General features: G+C 53.3%; 15 protein-coding genes. 8 read left to right on the plus strand and 7 right to left on the minus strand.

Going from position 1 to position 16,010, the window contains the following annotated elements; translation table 11 throughout:
• Positions 1-99 precede the first annotated feature (99 nt).
• Positions 100-453, minus strand: a complete 354-nt coding sequence (locus CSC3H3_RS11210) for a hypothetical protein (RefSeq protein WP_101264283.1) — start codon at positions 451-453, stop codon at positions 100-102.
• Positions 454-710: 257 nt separating this feature from the next.
• On the opposite strand from CSC3H3_RS11210, the gene CSC3H3_RS11215 reads away from it, so the two are divergent.
• The 3 genes from CSC3H3_RS11215 to CSC3H3_RS11225 all read left to right on the plus strand — a co-directional run bounded on the left by CSC3H3_RS11215 (position 711) and on the right by CSC3H3_RS11225 (position 3,655).
• Positions 711-1,115: an OsmC family protein gene (locus tag CSC3H3_RS11215; protein ID WP_101264284.1), complete on the plus strand. Its 405-nt coding sequence runs from the start codon at positions 711-713 to the stop codon at positions 1,113-1,115.
• Positions 1,116-1,266: 151 nt separating this feature from the next.
• Positions 1,267-2,562, plus strand: a complete 1,296-nt coding sequence (locus CSC3H3_RS11220; protein WP_101284859.1) for an alpha/beta hydrolase — start codon at positions 1,267-1,269, stop codon at positions 2,560-2,562.
• A 106-nt stretch (positions 2,563-2,668) separates the two neighbouring features.
• On the plus strand, positions 2,669-3,655 hold the full coding sequence (locus CSC3H3_RS11225; protein WP_101284860.1) for an alpha/beta fold hydrolase: 987 nt from the start codon (positions 2,669-2,671) through the stop codon (positions 3,653-3,655).
• 37 nt (positions 3,656-3,692) lie between these two features.
• Here CSC3H3_RS11225 and CSC3H3_RS11230 read toward each other — a convergent pair whose 3' ends face one another.
• Positions 3,693-4,664 carry a helix-turn-helix domain-containing protein gene (locus CSC3H3_RS11230; RefSeq protein WP_101284861.1) on the minus strand — a complete coding sequence of 324 codons (972 nt, stop codon included), beginning with the start codon at positions 4,662-4,664 and terminating at the stop codon, positions 3,693-3,695.
• A 143-nt stretch (positions 4,665-4,807) separates the two neighbouring features.
• Between CSC3H3_RS11230 and CSC3H3_RS11235 the strand changes: the two genes are divergently transcribed.
• Positions 4,808-5,797: a phytanoyl-CoA dioxygenase family protein gene (locus CSC3H3_RS11235; RefSeq protein ID WP_245881087.1), complete on the plus strand. Its 990-nt coding sequence runs from the start codon at positions 4,808-4,810 to the stop codon at positions 5,795-5,797.
• 88 nt (positions 5,798-5,885) lie between these two features.
• Here CSC3H3_RS11235 and CSC3H3_RS11240 read toward each other — a convergent pair whose 3' ends face one another.
• From CSC3H3_RS11240 to CSC3H3_RS11260, 5 genes are all read right to left on the minus strand, one after another.
• Positions 5,886-6,860, minus strand: a complete 975-nt coding sequence (locus CSC3H3_RS11240) for an adenosine deaminase (protein ID WP_101284862.1) — start codon at positions 6,858-6,860, stop codon at positions 5,886-5,888.
• A gap of 154 nt (positions 6,861-7,014) precedes the next feature.
• The gene (locus CSC3H3_RS11245; protein WP_157831880.1) at positions 7,015-8,793 is read right to left on the minus strand and encodes a tetratricopeptide repeat-containing sulfotransferase family protein; all 1,779 of its coding nucleotides are present in this window, start codon (positions 8,791-8,793) and stop codon (positions 7,015-7,017) included.
• 199 nt (positions 8,794-8,992) lie between these two features.
• Complete coding sequence (yddG, locus tag CSC3H3_RS11250; protein WP_101284864.1) at positions 8,993-9,892, minus strand: aromatic amino acid exporter YddG; 900 nt, start codon at positions 9,890-9,892, stop codon at positions 8,993-8,995.
• Positions 9,893-10,002: 110 nt separating this feature from the next.
• Positions 10,003-10,863: a helix-turn-helix domain-containing protein gene (locus CSC3H3_RS11255; protein ID WP_172963417.1), complete on the minus strand. Its 861-nt coding sequence runs from the start codon at positions 10,861-10,863 to the stop codon at positions 10,003-10,005.
• A gap of 138 nt (positions 10,864-11,001) precedes the next feature.
• Complete coding sequence (locus tag CSC3H3_RS11260; protein WP_101284866.1) at positions 11,002-11,949, minus strand: AraC family transcriptional regulator; 948 nt, start codon at positions 11,947-11,949, stop codon at positions 11,002-11,004.
• A 209-nt stretch (positions 11,950-12,158) separates the two neighbouring features.
• Between CSC3H3_RS11260 and CSC3H3_RS11265 the strand changes: the two genes are divergently transcribed.
• From CSC3H3_RS11265 to CSC3H3_RS11280, 4 genes are all read left to right on the plus strand, one after another.
• Positions 12,159-13,067 (plus strand): DMT family transporter, encoded by a 909-nt coding sequence (locus CSC3H3_RS11265; RefSeq protein ID WP_101284867.1) that lies wholly within the window; start codon positions 12,159-12,161, stop codon positions 13,065-13,067.
• Between the two features lie 129 nt (positions 13,068-13,196).
• Positions 13,197-13,463: a hypothetical protein gene (locus CSC3H3_RS11270; RefSeq protein WP_101284868.1), complete on the plus strand. Its 267-nt coding sequence runs from the start codon at positions 13,197-13,199 to the stop codon at positions 13,461-13,463.
• A 94-nt stretch (positions 13,464-13,557) separates the two neighbouring features.
• Complete coding sequence (locus tag CSC3H3_RS11275; RefSeq protein WP_101284869.1) at positions 13,558-14,565, plus strand: DMT family transporter; 1,008 nt, start codon at positions 13,558-13,560, stop codon at positions 14,563-14,565.
• A gap of 219 nt (positions 14,566-14,784) precedes the next feature.
• The gene (locus tag CSC3H3_RS11280) at positions 14,785-15,852 is read left to right on the plus strand and encodes an EAL domain-containing protein (RefSeq protein ID WP_245881088.1); all 1,068 of its coding nucleotides are present in this window, start codon (positions 14,785-14,787) and stop codon (positions 15,850-15,852) included.
• The last annotated feature ends 158 nt before the right edge of the window (positions 15,853-16,010 follow it).

Genomic DNA, 16,010 nt, shown 5'->3' on the forward strand with positions numbered 1-16,010 from the left:
AATCGCAGTATAACTTCGCAAATACGCCTTGGAACGGCAGGTCCCCTGCCGAAACCACAGGCCGCTACTTACATGGAGAAGTTTTTCAGTATTACATCGTCAAAGCGCGGGCTTTTTTGCCGTCGGATTATCCGCCAGATCAATATAGCCACGATCCACACAATGTTCGAGTTCCCGACTGGCAGCCTTCATTTCCTCATACGCCTCGCGAAGCTGACGCAGTTTCTGGACTTCGGCCTCGGTCGGGTGGTTGGATTTGCCATCGCCCGCCAGTTTGAAGGCATAACGCAAATATTCGGCACGCGAACGTGCAACCGAAACCATCAAGGGCAGAATTTCATCAACCGTCAGGTCGGGTATGGCCGGGCTGATAACTTCATGGTTGATCTCCCGGATTACATGTTCAAGTGCCATACGGAAACGGCTTTTTGTGCGGCCAGGATCTTCGGTCATTTCGCGGTTCCCCCTATGGTTAACAACCCAGCAAACCATATGTTACGTGCGGTTATTTTAACTGATTCGTTTTCATGACAAAATGCCTAAAGCGGGCTTTTTTGTGATATTTGCACGATTTACGCAAATGTCATCCCGCCATTGCCAGCCCATTACACCAATTGCGGGCTTGATAGAGGAGTTTTGTCCGGCTAGAGGTTATTTCACGCAAAACTTCTCGCCGCCACCTGGTGGCGTCACGCAAAGGAACAGGCAAAATGGAAGCACGGGTTAAATGGCTCGACAAGCTGACCTTCACCGGAACCAGCGGATCTGGTCATGGTGTGGTGATGGATGGGGACCGCGAAAACGGTTATGGCCCCAGCCCGATGGAAATGCTGCTTCTGGGTGTTGCAGGCTGCTCGTCGATTGATGTTGTGCATATCCTGCAAAAAGGCCGCGAAAACGTGCAGGATGTTGAAACCGACATCACCGCAGAACGCGCCGAAACCGACCCGAAGGTTTTCACCAAAATTCACCTGCATTTCAAAGTGCGCGGTGAAAACCTGAATGAAGCAAAGATCGAACGTGCAGTTCATCTTTCGGCTGAAAAATACTGCTCGGCCTCGATCATGCTTTCAAAGGCAGCCGAACTGACACATAGCTGGGAACTACTGGATTAATCCGGCTTTTACCCGCACAGGCCTATTATAAAGGCAACGGCATCCGCGTTCACGGGGCCGTTGCTTTTTTGTTGGCACACCATGTGATAAAAAGAACCAACCCTGCCCCATCAGGGCGACAATATATCTGACCACCACAGGATCGCGTTTCATGCAATTTCCACGGTTTTTTGTTCGCCCGCAAATATGCCTAGTGATGGCAGGCCTTTGCCTTGTTGCGGCCTGCGAAAAGGAACCGGGTCGGTATCAGGCATCGGGCCACGCGATTACCACACCACAGCCCGGCACCCCCTTTGGTGAATATGTCAGCGACAGCCGCAGTAAAATTCATGATACGCTGGCTGATATTCGTTTTGGCGTGGAACAGCATCCGTTTGACGATTACACTCTTGATCAGGCTGTCAATATGCGGTCGCCCTATGAAATAAAACCCGATGCCGATGCCTGCGCGCAAAAAGGCAAAACCGTTACCAATGGTGATGGCGTGGGCTTTTTGATGGTTCATGGCCTGTCCGATGGCCCCTATCTTTTAAGTGATGTAGCTGCCTCTTTGCATGAAGCCCTGCCGTGCGCAACGCTGCATGGCCTGCTTTTGCCCGGGCATGGCACCGTACCGGGTGATTTGCGCGATATAGACCGCGCCGATTGGCAAAGCATGGTCAAATACGGCTTTGAAAGTTTTGATGCCGATATTCGCCATATCATCCCCGTTGGGTATTCAATGGGCGCGGCATTGGTGGTCAAGGCCGCCGAAAACCATCGCAATGACCCGGAACTTTCCGGGATGGTATTGCTATCGCCCGGTTTTCAGGCCTATAGCGAGCTGGCCTGGCTTAGCCCCTATATTCGTTATGTGATGCCATGGGTGGATAAACACCGCGACCACGATGTGGCAAAATATGAATCCCTGCCGATGAATGCAGCAGCCGAATTTCAATTGCTGACTGTGCCGTTTGGCGAAAATACCCTGCCGCCCATCACCCAGCCGGTTTTTATGGCTGCAAGTTCGGATGACCGCACCGTTCGCAGCGATGTTGCCGTGCATTTCTTTTGTGGCAAAGTACAGTCAGACACCCGATATATGATATGGTACCAGGGTGAGGAAAAGGCCCTGGAAGACCGCATCCAGCCGATTTGTGATGATATTGATATTGTCACATCGGCCAATCCTGACCTTCGCACTGTCAACCACGCCCACACGGCAATGACAATGCGCCCGGATAACCCGCATTATGGCCTGAATGGCGATTATCGCCGCTGTGACCATTACAGCGAACCCGCCGATTACAAGGCCTGTGAAGACGATAATGACGACGCCATTTATGGTGAAACCAATCTTTTGGATTCTGCCACGCCCGGAACATTGCGGCGCGGAACATTTAACCCCGATTTTGGCCGCATGATGGAAAAAATGACAGATTTCATCCATAAGGCGCTGGAACACTAACGGGTTTAAATCGTTACCACTGTAGCATTGTGGGCCGATCTGTATCCCGGGTTCATACCCACCCGCGCCCAAACCCCGATGACGCCGCAAAAACGAGACCGAATTAATGCCATTTGAAATCCAGCATTGCCTGTCCTCGACCGGGACGAAACTACGTTATGGCATTTCTTCGCCCAGAAACGCGCGCGGCCATATTTTCATTTTGCAGGGTCGGGCCGAGTTTATTGAACGTTACAGCGAAACTGCCCGTGACCTTGCCGCACGCCAGATCGGCTGTGTTGCGTTTGATTTTCGCGGTCAGGGTGGGTCGGTCCGCGAAACCACAATTTCCGAAATGGGTTATGTCGCCGATATCGCCCATTATGTCGAAGATGCCCACACCGTTGCCGATTACGTCCGTGCCCGCCACGACATTGACTGCCCGATGTTGATGACCCATTCAACCGGCGGGCTGGTTGGCATCAATCTGTTGCTGGCCGCCCCGACACAGTTTTCATCAGCCTTGATGATAGCCCCGTTTTTCGGGCTAAGCGGCCCGGACTGGATGGTGCGCCTGGCCAAAGTGATTTCGGCAAGCCTGTGCAAGGCTGGCATGGATAAAAAATATCTGCCCGGTCAAAAGATGCTGTCCCCCCTGCAGCCTTTCCACCCGGAAAACCTGCTGACATCGGACAAGGGACGCTATGAACGCAGCTTTGCCCTGTTGCACCAACAGCCGGACCTGATTGTGGGTGGTGTTTCGGCAGGCTGGCTTAATGCGTGTTTCCGTGCACAGGCATTGCTGGATTTCCAACTGGCCGAAGCTGCTGGCAAGGCATCGCAAAAGAATGGGCAAGCCCTAACACCCACCACGATGATTTTGTCAGGTGATGACAGGGTTGTCAGCAATGTCGCCACCAAACGCCTGTTTGCATCCCACCCCGATGTTACCCTGCACGAAGTGGCGGGTTCCCGGCACGAGATCCTGCAGGAACGTGACGACTTGCGCGGCCAGTTCTGGGACATTTTTGACAACCATATCCACCATCATCATGCCAACTGGTTTGGATCGGCAAACCAGCAGGATATGGTCGAAGCACAGGTTGCCAGCTAGGCTTTCTCGTTCAGTTAGCGACCTCTGATTATGCTTTTTACGCGGCAGAATTGCGAAAGCGCGATGCCCGAAAGGCAGACGGCGTCATGCCCTTATGGCGGTTAAATTGCCGGTTAAAATGTGACAGATTTTCAAATCCTGATTCCTCTGCCACACGATACACCGGCAAATCCGACGAAAGAAGCAATGCCGCCGCCCGCCCCAACCGCAAGCCCATCATATAATCCTGCATATTACTGCCCATATAGGCCTTGAAAAAACGCCGCAGGGTCCGCTCGCTCATGCCCATTTCACCGGCAAGCTCAATCGCGGTTGGCGGGGCAGCATAACGCGCATGAAGAATATCCAGGATTTTTCCCAGCCGGGTGGCCTCGCTGCGGTTGGGAATGGCGGCATCAAAACGGGCCGATGCCAGCGGCACCACATTTTTTGCCATGCTTAAAATGGCCAGAACCTCCAGCAGCAATACAAGCTGATCGGCCGGTGGGCCGTTTTCAAACCGTGGAGTTAGTGCCGCAACCCGGCATGCGATTTCCCGGTCAAACACGGCACCACGGCGTGATAGATGCAAAACAGGCACAAGTGGCGAAAGTTCTGGCATTGTTGCACAAATCTGATCAATCCAGCTTGCTGAAAACCAGAAGACAAATGCCTGGTGTGGTTCCTGGCTGCATTCCCCCGTGACTGTATCGTTGGTTGCGGCTTCACCCGCGACAATTTCATTTCCGCCGCCCACAACTTGCCCGGCACCGTCACCGCCCGTTACCGGCGCATGGGCATTTGAGGAATGCCATGTATGGGGCAGGTTCGGCCCCAACAGGACCAGATCTTCGTTTTCGTAATCGCCAATATGATCGCCGACATACCGCCGCCCGATGCTGTTTATCGTCAGCGTCAATTCATATTCAGGGTGATAGTGCCATTCAAACGGAATGGCCGGCAGCCTGCGATGCAGACCGCGCCAGGAACGCTGTGGCGATATTTGCACATGTTCATACAGCAATTTCACTTTCCGGCACCTTTTCCCATCAATTTGGCCGAATAGTATCAGATTTCGTCCGTTACGTCAGTGGGCAGTGAATATGACGGCAAATTAGAATGCCTCTATTAAATGCAAACGCCATCAGGCCCGCACGATCAGGAGGAATTTTCATGTCCATGTCTGCCATGTCCGCGGCAAATACCCCGCAAACCATGACCATGTCACCCAATGCCGACCGGCCGGGCAATGCATCAACCAGCATTGTCAACGGAACGCAACTGCGTGACATGAAAAAGGCCCTGCCCCTGCGTGTACTTGGCGAGGACGATTTCGCACATTGGCAGCGTTATGGTTATGTTGTTGTACGCAATGCCATTTCCCTGACCCAGGCGCAGGCAACTGCCGATTTCCTGTGGGAATTTCAGGAAATGGACAAAAACGACCCTGAAACATGGTCGCGTCCGCAATTGCGCGACCACGCCATGACCGAACTTAACAATTCCGGCATGGTAGAGGCCTATCATCACCAAACCATGTGGGATAACCGCCAGTGTCCGCGCATTTATGATGCCTTTGTCGATATCTGGGATCGCGAAGATTTGTGGGTGTCCATCGACCGCGCCAACCTGAATACACCCAATGTTGGCAAACGTGCCTTTGATGGTTTTATCCATTGGGACGAAGATACAAGCCAGCGTCCGTTACCGATTAATGTGCAGGGTGTCCTGTCACTGGCCGATACCACCGATGAAACAGGCGGCTTTCAATGCGTGCCGGAACTGTTTGAAAATTTTGCAGCGTGGCTGGAAACCGCACCTGAAGGGCGCAACCCGTTTCGCCCCGATATGGATGAAATGCCCTATCCCTGCCACCGTGTCCCCATGCAGGCAGGTGACCTTTTAATCTTTAACAGTTTGCTGGCACATGGCATTCGTGCCAACCGGTCCAATTCGGCCAGAATTGCACAATATATCTCGATGGCACCAGCATCGCAGGATCAAGCCGAACTGGTGGATTGGCGCGTTAAAAGCTGGGATGAACGTCTGCCTGCCCGTGGCCATGCCTTCCCCGGCGATCCGCGCAATTGGGAACAAACCCGTTATGCCCGCGCCGAATTAACCCCGCTAGGCGAAAAACTGTTAGGCAAACAGCGCTGGTAAGGCTGCCTGTATTTTGTGAGAAAAAGGGGCGCGCCATTCACAGCGCGTCCCCTTTTTTGGTCACATCACTTCGCAAATATTATTGTGATCAAACCCTGGCAAGCAGTGATGCTTTGGTCTCAGCATCCACATACGCCGCGTTAATTGCCGTGCGGGTGATGCCGCGCAATTCATCTTCGCTAAACCCGAAAAGATCATGGGCACGCTGATATTCATCAGCCAGCGTTGTATGGAAAAATGGTGGGTCATCCGACCCTAATGTTACCTTCACCCCGGCATCATATAACCGGCGCAACGGATGACTGGCGTAATCAGGATACACTGACAGGGCAATGTTGGAACCGGGACAAACCTCCAGCACAATGCCGCGCTTTGCCAGTTCGGCGACCAGCTTTTCATCCTCGATCGAGCGCACACCATGACCAATGCGGTCTACCGGCAAATGGTCAATCGCATCCCACACACTTTCTGGCCCCAAAACCTCGCCAGCATGGGTAGTGCAGCCCAACCCGCCATCCGCCGCAATTTTATAGGCAGGATAAAAATCCTTCTGGGTGAAAAGGCTTTCATTTCCCCCCATGCCAAAACCGACAATATAGGGATGTTTGCAAGCAACCGTTTCGCGTGCAACGTCAATGGCTTGGTCCGGGCCCAAATGGCGCACACAGGTCATAACGATACGGCCGATAATCCCGCTTTGGCGGAAGGCGCGATCAATACCGTCGGCCACCGCCAGCAAATGATCATCAAATGACAGGCCCTGCATCGCCGCGTGCGATGGTGAACAAAAAAGCTCGACATACAGCGCGCCAATTTTTGCCTGTTCAACCAGATACTGGCATGTCAGGTCGCTATAATCCTGCCGGGTGCGGATAACACTGCTGGCACCATCAAAACTATCAAGAAATTGCGGGAAATCTGACCAGATATAACGGTCATTTTCATCATACAGACCATCGGCAATTTCAATGCCGTTACGCGCGGCAAAAAGCCGGACCAGATCGGGCGTCATCGCCCCTTCCAGATGCAAATGCAATTCCGCCTTGGGCAGGGTCAGTGTCATGGATGCCTCTAGGGTTGCGTGGCTGCTTTTTTCAAACTCATCCTAGAGGTAATGGCTTCCTTTTGCGAATAGAAGCCTGTTTTTGGCGAAAAACGCAAACAGCCGCCCATTAACGGGGCGGCTGTTTGCACTTTCCAGGTCCGGCAACAGGCAATCAGGCGGCTTCGGTCCGGCGATTGCCTGATGTGTCATTATCATCGCCCGGCCCTGCCAGTTCGGCCAGCGGACCGATGAACGGTTTGAAGCGTTGCCATTTATCAACCGATTCAGCATTGATCGGGCGACGCACCTGCATAAGACTGGCGGTACGTGCGGCCTGACGGCTACGGTAAAATTCAAGGCAATCTGCCTGCCAATCAAGGCCGCAATGCGCTAGCAAACGCGGTGCCATTGTTTCAGGGTCTGATACCAGTTCCTCGTAGGACAAATTGAAAATCTGCCCCGCATCATCCTGCGATGAAAAGGACTGCATCAGTTTTTCATAGGCACGGTAATAATCCGCCAGATCATCAAGGCTGTCGGAAAAGCGCATAGGATTGGCAAATGGCGTTGTATAAATCGAAAGCGTAATTGCCAGCGGATGACGCTGACAATGAACAATCGGTGCATCCGGGAATACACGGCGAATAAGCCCTGTGCGCAGGAAATTGGCAGGCGTTTTATTGGCAACCATTTTAGCGCTCGGGGCATAACCCTTCATGGCGGCAAGGTATTTTTTGCGAATGGCGCGCGCCGCTTTATCGTCAATCAGGGCCATCTGTTCGGAAATGCTGCCCCAGCCGACAACTTCGCCAACCGCACGGGCAAAATCACCGGCTTCGCCAGCGGCATGCACATCGCTATGCGCACCAATGATCCGCTCGGTCAAGGTTGTGCCCGAACGCGGCATCCCCACAATAAAGACCGGCTTTGGCGCGGTTGCATCATCACCCGCCGACAGTTTTTCAATCGCTTTTGCCTGTGCTTCAGCGCTTAAATCATCACGGTTTGCAAGCTCGATAATCCGGTCGATCTCTGCCAATTCCTGATTGGCATTATAACCATTGGCTTCGCGATGTACCGCATGGCCTTTTTCATACCATTTGAAGGCGTCTTCAAACTGCTGGCGAACCTCTGCCGTGCGCGCCAGGGCAAATGCCGCATTATAGCGATGCAAGGGATTTTGTGCCGCATCGGAGAAAACACTTTCAAGAAACGGAATGGCGCTATCGGGCATGACATGCGGCCGTAAAAACGCCACGACCAGATAGGGTTGCGTATTGGTTTCCTGATGGTTTTCAATCAGATCAAGGCTATTGCAAACGGCCGGATCCACCTGCCCGGTCAGTGCCTGGGCTGAAATCTGCAAATGGCGGATTGCCCGGTTATCCGGCTGGGCCGCAACAAGTTTCTCGTAAAGGGCCAAACCCTTATCAGCCATATCAACGCGAATATAAAGCTGCGCAAGTGCCAGCTGACTACGCTGATAATGCGCAAAATTCTGCGGAATATTTTCAAACAATGAAATCGCACGCACGATGTCAGGCGAATAGGTTGGCGCAATTGAAATACGCCGATCATATTCAACAAGAACATTGGCAAGATATTCAGCATAAAGCGGTTCGCTACGGTTCTGGCGATAGAGTTTATCAGCCAGCGCCGTTACTGAATGGTAGTCACCTGTTGCACGTGCAAAAACCATCAGGTTTTGCAAGACCATACCAATATGCCGGCCCGATACCGGCACGATTTGCGCCAGTTTGGACAAATGTGTGAATGCACGACGGGGATGCGAACCCTGAAGTTCGGCAACGCTCGTCATCAGCAGCAGCTCTACGTTCTTCGGATGGGTTCTTGCCAGTTTCACGCCGATGGCTGCTGCTCTGTCAAAATCCCGTGCTGCCATCGCTTCCTTCATTGACGACAGCGGATCCTTTTTTTGTAATTGCTTCATATTTGTGTCCCGAAGCATTTTTCGACCGTGGTGACATTCCCCCCAGAATTCCCCGGTACGCCTATGACCATAAGTCATTTATATTGCAATGCACAGCCTAAAAATAAGTCACACGGCAATAAAGCCTATAAAAAAGACAAACCCGGCAATTCAATGCCGGGTTTAATCATTTAATTCTGAAATGGATAAGAATTTTGGACTAACTCACCATGCGAGAACGACGCCGCGCGAACATATTTTTCGACGCCAACAGCGCACCACCCACAATCAAAAGGCATCCCCAAATGACTGCCGGGCTGGCCGGAGCACGGCCAAAAGCAATCAATATCAATGTTGAAAGCAATGGCGCGGCATAGGCAGACACACCCAGAACCTGAATATCGCCATGTTTGGTGCCGTAATCCCACACGAAAAAGGCAACACCAACCGGACCAAGCCCCAAGCCAGCAATTGCCAGCCACTGACTGGCATCGGGTGTGACCCAGTTTTCAAGCAGACCATGGGTGATAAAACCCAGGATAGCGGCTCCAGCACAAAACCCGCAAACAACCTCGACCGGAACAGCGCGATACCGGCGGTTCAAAACGGAATAGCCTGACCACAAAATTGAACATACCAGCGCCGCACCATAACCAACCGCAAATGCCGGGTCGAAATTAACGCCCTGCCCTTTGCTGACCAGCACCGCCGCACCGCCCAGCCCGCAAATCGCCCCGGCAATGTGAAACCAGCGCAACCGTTCGCCGGGCAAAAAAGCCGATAACAGCACAATAAATAACGGCCATAGATAAGCAATCAGGCTGGCATCAACGGCTGGCGCATTGGCAAGGGCGACAAAATAGAAAAAGTGATAGCCAAACAGCCCGCCAACCGAAAGCACCCACGCCCCAACCGGCTGACGTAATGCCCGAAAGGCCGAAAGCCCCTTTCGGGAAATCCAGATCGCACTGAAAACCGATGCAACAGAAAAACACAGGCTGACCAGCTCGAATGGCGGGATGGATTTAACCTCTGTGGTGAACAGGGCCAGCAACGCCCACAGCAAAACGGCAAGTGTCCCAATCAGGGTCGCCCTGGTTTTTGGATCAAGCAAAGACATCGGAATTTTCCATCACACCATAAATCAGCCCGACGATAGGGCGGATTAGCCGGTTCTGTCTTTGCTCAAACTCCTGTCCTGGGGCTTTCCAATATCATCAAAATGCAGTTTTAACCGGCACGGCATTGTTTGCGGTATTGGGCGGGCGAAACATTAAACCGCCGGGAAAAGGCGCGCGAAAAAGCAGCTTGATCCTGAAAACCGGCCTGACTGGCGATATCGCCGATACTGTCGCAATTGGCTTGATCCGATAACCAGTCCCGCCCCTGATCAAGGCGCAAGGCAACCAGCCAGCGCATAGGCGAACAGCCAACATGGCGTTCAAATGCCGCGAACAAAGCACTTTCGGAAAGCGCCGCGATCCGCGCCATTTGCGCAACATTGACCGGTTCGCCTAGCCGGGCAGCTGCCCATTCCATCGCCCGGGCAAGACGCGGGGGAATGCCCCCTGCATCGGCATCCCCAAGATGCGAGAAAGACCCGGCTTTCTGCCTTTGCCCGGCAGCGCGCAAAAGATCACTTAAAAACGGCAGCATATCCTGCCCTGCAAGGTTTCCCGCCATGGGAATTGAGGCACGCGAGCTGGTGCCAAAGCCCGCTTGAACATGATCCGGCTTTACCTGCGGAGCCCGGATGCTGACGGAAGACAGTTTTTCAAGATCGCCAAAGCGGATATCCTGCGCGATTGAAAGATAGGCACTGCCGCCAGCCTTTTGCCAAAGCTGTTCCAACCCGGCATTTTTCGCAAGCCCCGCATCCAGGTCGATTACGAGAAAGCGGTTCATGCCCTGCGCCCGATAGGCGTGTTTGGCCCCGGCAGGCACAAAAGCAATTTGCCGACCACGAACTTCGCCCCCGGCCCCGTCAATATCCAAATCCAGCACGCCATGATGCGAAATGATGATCTGATGAAAATCATCATGGCTATGCGTGAGGGTTTCGGAACGGTAATTGCGAAAGCTGAGCGACATTTCTGTGGTTGGTTCCCGAAAATCAGCTGCACCAGCACATGCAAGCAACGGCTGATGCATAAAACACCGGCCAATTTTGCGATATAGAGCCCGGATTAATCAAGCCGCCAATTTAAGGCTAATCAAACGCTGGGGAAATTAACGGGGTAAAAACCTCCAAAGCGGTGCGGCAGTCACATCACGCCCCATGGCAGCATGATCAAGCACGATCTGGCGGTAGCGCGCGGGCGACACACCCACAATATGCCCGAACCGCGTGGTCAGATGGGCCTGGCTTGAAAAGCCACAGGCCATTGCGATTTCGGCCAGGGCGAGATCCCCGTCATGAAGCATGCTGCGCGCCTGGGAAATACGCTTGCGCAAGACATATTGATGCGGCGCCTCGCCCAGCGAAGTCCTAAACATCCGCGAAAAGTGAAATACCGACAACCCGGCAACACTGGCAAGATCATCCAGCGTTATCGCCTGTTCCAGATTGGCAGCAACATAATCAATCACGCGCCGCCGGACAGCACCACTTAACCCGCCACGAATGCCATTTACCGCCGGTTTCTGGACCGTGTAATTCGATAACAGATGATGCAAAAGGCCATACCCGGCCGATGACATGACAAGCCTGTCTGCCGGGGCATTCCAGTCGAGCGGGACAATAACATTACGCACCATCTGCTCGACTGCGGGGTCCACCCAAAAGGTTTTTTCCGTCAATTCGATGCGCGCGGGGTCGGTATCAAGCACCTCGACAACCGCGCGATCCCAGGCAGCCACGGGAATATAAAGATGGAACAGTTCGACCTGGCCACGCACCATCCAGTCCGATGATATATGCGCGGGCATCACACAAACGCGCCCGGGCCCACCACCTGATAACGGCACAGTGCCCTGTTCGCGCAATATGCCCGTCCCGCCGGTCAGATACAGGCTGAGGGTGTGGTGGTCCGGGTTATCATAGCGGCTATGGGCATAGGAATCGCGGCGCCAGCGCACAGCCGAAATTTCATCACCGAAATCCCCCGCCGCAACAATATCGGCATCGTTTTTCAGTTCGTTGAAAACGGTATAATTTTGATAGCGAGGCGTCGTCATTTAATGCGGTGTTCCAGAAACGGGCGGCACAAAACCATGATGTAATATTGGACCTGCCAACCGGTTTTTACCAGCCCTGCCTTCGCGCAATTTCACAATGCCCTACAGTTTTGCGCAAGATTGTGAAAAACGCAGCAATATCGTGAAAGCCGAAAAACGGAATTGGGCCTATATCACGCTAAACATTATTTGTAGCGAAAGTAGCCCCAATGACCGCCGCCCTTTTTGCCATTGTTACCTTCTGCTGGGGGTTTACCTGGTATGCGATCAAAATGCAGATCGGCCCGATCCCCATTGAAATTTCGATATTCTATCGCTTTGGCCTGGCCGCCGCGGTGCTTGCCGCCGGCATGGCCATTACCGGTCGGCTGAAACCCGTGCCATGGAGCGCGCATCCCTGGATTTTCCTTTTGGGTTGCGGCCTTTTCGCCATCAACTTTATTCTGATGTATACGGCGTCATCCTATATCGCCAGCGGCATCATCGCCGTGCTGTTTACGACATCGACCATTTTTAATGCCATTGGCAACTGGCTGTTTTACGGGCAGCGCCCCGGCATGCGCTTTATGGGTGGGGCCGCACTTGGCCTGGGCGGTATCGTCTGCCTGTTTGCCAACCAGCTTGCATCGCTTTCGCATAATGCCACCGCGATCACCGGCATGGCCTGCGCACTGGGCGGTACGGCGGTTTTTGCATCGGGCAATATGGTATCGGTCAAGCTGCATAAACTGGGCATTCCCACCCGTGATGCCGTTGTACGTGGCATGGCCTATGGGGCCGGTGTCTTGCTGATTTTCGGTCTGTTACGCGGTGAAACGCTGGTGATGCCAACCGACCCTTATTATATCGGCGGTTTGCTTTACCTTGCCATTCCTGGCTCCATCATTGCGTTTCTGGCCTACCTTGCGCTGGTAAACCGGGTTGGCGCGGGCAAGGCCGCCTATGTCACCGTGTTATTCCCGGTGGTTGCGCTTACCGTTTCAACCTTCCTTGAAGGTTATATCTGGACGGCAACGGGGGCCGCTGGCCTTGCTCTGATCCTGCTGGGGAACATCACCATATTTGCCCGCATTCCGGTGCGCAAACGCAAGATCGCGACATCGGAAATCGCGCAATAAACGCCAGAGCGGCAAAAACAAATAAACGTCAAGGTCCGCCCATAGCGAGCAGCCTGTCAAAACAGCCTTTATCCTTCCGGAATTGCACCAGTTCGCAGCAATGCCTGGTTCACATTCCGGGAGGATTAAATGCCATCAACCCCCATCAAGGCCAAATCCGTATTTAGCCCGCACACCCATAATGTTGCGGGAAAAGACAATACCCCAACCTGGCTTGACCACGCCCTAAACAGCCTCAATCGCTTCATTGATTATCTGGCGCAACTTTCCGGTACAAGCGAAAGAAAAAACGGCATAAAGCACCTGACAGATGCGCAACGTGCCGATATTGGCCTGCCAGCCAGAGGGTCAGACCTGACTGCCCGCCATCAGCCACCTTTTGCACCACGATTTTAAAATGGCGCGGGATGACAGAGTCCGAAGATGGCGAGCGCGAATTAAAAATTGGTCCTAGGCTTCGTTTCAGAAAACAATTTTCAGCGGAGCCTTCATGTCAAAAGCATCCCGGCGGCAGACAACTGCCCAACCCCAAATATCCCCATCCGAACAGGGCATTGATGGCCTGAGCTGGCTGATGCTGATTGTGTTGTCAGTGTTATGGGGCGGGTCGTTTTTCTTTACCGAGATCGCCCTGCGGGAATTGCCACCTTTCAGCCTGGTGCTGGCGCGTGTTGCATTGGCGGCCACCATTTTATGGCTGATCATTGGCCTGCGCCGCATCAGTTTGCCGCACACGCCCTCCGTCTGGCTGGGCTTTCTGGTCATGGGGATTTTAAACAATATGATCCCCTTTTCCCTGATTGTCTGGAGCCAGACCTATATCGCAAGCGGCCTTGCCGCGATTTTAAATGCCACTACCCCGCTTTTCACCCTGATCATCGCCCATATCGCCACCGATAGCGACAAACTGACCTTGCGCAAAGTCATTGGCGTGGTCACGGGTTTTGCCGGTGTCATCGTGGTTACCGGTATTCCGGCCCTTGATGCACTGCCGGGTTTAACAACTAACAATAATGAATCAGCCATATCCCTTGCCACCATCGCGCCTTTTGCCGTGCTGGCTGCGGCTGTTTCATATGGGTGTGCCGGTGTTTTTGGCCGTCGTTTCAAATCCGTTCCGCCAATTGTAACGGCAGCCGGGCAAACAACGGGCAGCAGCATCATGCTTGCACCGCTGGCCCTGATGGTTGATCAGCCGTGGCATTTGCCAATGCCGGGTATGCCCACGTGGCTGGCTGTGTTGGGAATTGCCAGTATTTCAACTGCGGCGGCCTATATCCTGTATTTCAAACTGTTAAACCGGGCGGGTGCCAGCAACCTTTTGCTGGTGACCTTTCTTATCCCGGTCAGTGCGATATTGCTGGGTGTTGGCTTTCTGGGGGAAACCCTTGAATTCACGGATATTGCGGGCATGCTGGTGATTGGGCTGGGCCTGGCAATTATTGATGGCAGGCCGATTAAATGGCTGCGCGGCAAGGCAAACAGCCGAACGACATAAAACCCGCGTTAATCACCCGCCAGTACCGAACAGCGCAACGCACCTGCGAAGCCGCGAGGTCGCAGTTTCGCGGGTGCGCCCTGTCACATTAGCATATCCCCAAAGGTTGACAGATGCGCCCCTGCACATGGTATTTTCATATTGTATACAAAATAATGATTCAGCCATGAAACTACCCTTCACCGGTTCTGGATCGTAATCATCCAGACGGAGCCTGCTGTGACTGAATGCCAAAAATGCGATGCCATGCCCCTTCCGCTGCCCCGGCATGGCAGGCTTTATGTCTGGCCACCCGTCGCCCATACAGCAGGCAAAATCATTTCGCAAATGCGCAAGACCGGGCATGAAGTTGTCAATAACGCATCCCTTACGACGATTTACGCGAATTTTGATATCGAAACCCTGCCCGCGATGATGCAGGCCCTTCATGATGTGCTGTTGCCCGAAGAAGCGCGGGATACCAAGGCCCTTGTCATGGACCAGGCCGCCGAACCCGGCATTGATGACATTGCCCATGTCACATCGATTTCGGCCATTCATGCGCGCATCGGTGCAAGCTGGCTGGTTGATGTGCTGGCGGAAAGCCGGTTGCGATCGGTTTTTCAGCCGATTTTTGCGGCATCCGACCTTAAAACACCCCACGCCCATGAATGCCTGATCCGCGCGATTGACAATAGCGGCGCCATGATCGCGCCCAACCGCCTGTTTGATGCCGCAAGTTCGGCTGACCTTTTATTTCAGCTTGACCGGGCAGCACGTGCCGCCAATGTGCGCAATGCCCACGCGGCTGGCATCGACAATGTATTTATCAATTTCACGCCGTCATCAATCTATGATCCCAATTCCTGCCTGCGATCGACGATCAATGTGGTGAATGAATGCGGCTTTGACCGCAGCAAGGTCGTGTTCGAGGTGATTGAAACCGACAAGGTCTATAGCGTTGACCATTTACGCGCGATTTTGAAATCCTATCGCGATTCCGGGTTCCGCGTTGCCCTGGATGATGTTGGGTCAGGCTATTCCACACTGAATATGCTGTCGCAATTGCGGCCCGATATCATCAAAATCGACCGGGAACTGATCGACCATGTTGACCAGGATATCTATAAACAGGCCATCACCAGCAAGTTGATCGATCTTGCCAAACAGATTGGCATCGAAGTGGTCGCCGAAGGTGTCGAACGCCAGGAGGAACTTGATTTCCTGCTTGATCGCGGGGTGGATTTTGTTCAGGGATTTTTGCTGGGTCGCCCTGCGCCAACCCGCTTTGGCGCAAATGCCCGATAACCGGGTAGCGACCTGATGCGCGATTGAAAAGTACCAATCCCAAGGGGCTGATAAATTTATCGGCCCTTTTTGTTTTAGAACAAATCAATTGCGCGCAAGGCAGGCTATAGACCGTTTCACAGGCAGTTCGCACATTGCGGGCAATGCAGTTATTCCCT

The sequence above is a fragment of the Thalassospira marina genome (assembly GCF_002844375.1).
GTDB lineage: Bacteria > Pseudomonadota > Alphaproteobacteria > Rhodospirillales > Thalassospiraceae > Thalassospira > Thalassospira marina.

Bases quoted from the DNA above. Each gene is read 5' to 3' on its own strand.
- CSC3H3_RS11260 (WP_101284866.1), bottom strand. From the start codon at position 11,949: ATGACGACGCCTCGCTATCAAAATTATACCGTTTTCAACGAACTGAAA.
- CSC3H3_RS11235 (WP_245881087.1), top strand. From the start codon at position 4,808: ATGTCCATGTCTGCCATGTCCGCGGCAAATACCCCGCAAACCATGACC.
- CSC3H3_RS11275 (WP_101284869.1), top strand. From the start codon at position 13,558: ATGTCAAAAGCATCCCGGCGGCAGACAACTGCCCAACCCCAAATATCC.
- CSC3H3_RS11220 (WP_101284859.1), top strand. From the start codon at position 1,267: ATGCAATTTCCACGGTTTTTTGTTCGCCCGCAAATATGCCTAGTGATG.
- yddG (WP_101284864.1), bottom strand. From the start codon at position 9,892: ATGTCTTTGCTTGATCCAAAAACCAGGGCGACCCTGATTGGGACACTT.
- CSC3H3_RS11215 (WP_101264284.1), top strand. From the start codon at position 711: ATGGAAGCACGGGTTAAATGGCTCGACAAGCTGACCTTCACCGGAACC.
- CSC3H3_RS11210 (WP_101264283.1), bottom strand. From the start codon at position 453: ATGACCGAAGATCCTGGCCGCACAAAAAGCCGTTTCCGTATGGCACTT.
- CSC3H3_RS11255 (WP_172963417.1), bottom strand. From the start codon at position 10,863: ATGTCGCTCAGCTTTCGCAATTACCGTTCCGAAACCCTCACGCATAGC.
- CSC3H3_RS11240 (WP_101284862.1), bottom strand. From the start codon at position 6,860: ATGACACTGACCCTGCCCAAGGCGGAATTGCATTTGCATCTGGAAGGG.
- CSC3H3_RS11265 (WP_101284867.1), top strand. From the start codon at position 12,159: ATGACCGCCGCCCTTTTTGCCATTGTTACCTTCTGCTGGGGGTTTACC.
- CSC3H3_RS11245 (WP_157831880.1), bottom strand. From the start codon at position 8,793: ATGAAGCAATTACAAAAAAAGGATCCGCTGTCGTCAATGAAGGAAGCG.
- CSC3H3_RS11270 (WP_101284868.1), top strand. From the start codon at position 13,197: ATGCCATCAACCCCCATCAAGGCCAAATCCGTATTTAGCCCGCACACC.
- CSC3H3_RS11225 (WP_101284860.1), top strand. From the start codon at position 2,669: ATGCCATTTGAAATCCAGCATTGCCTGTCCTCGACCGGGACGAAACTA.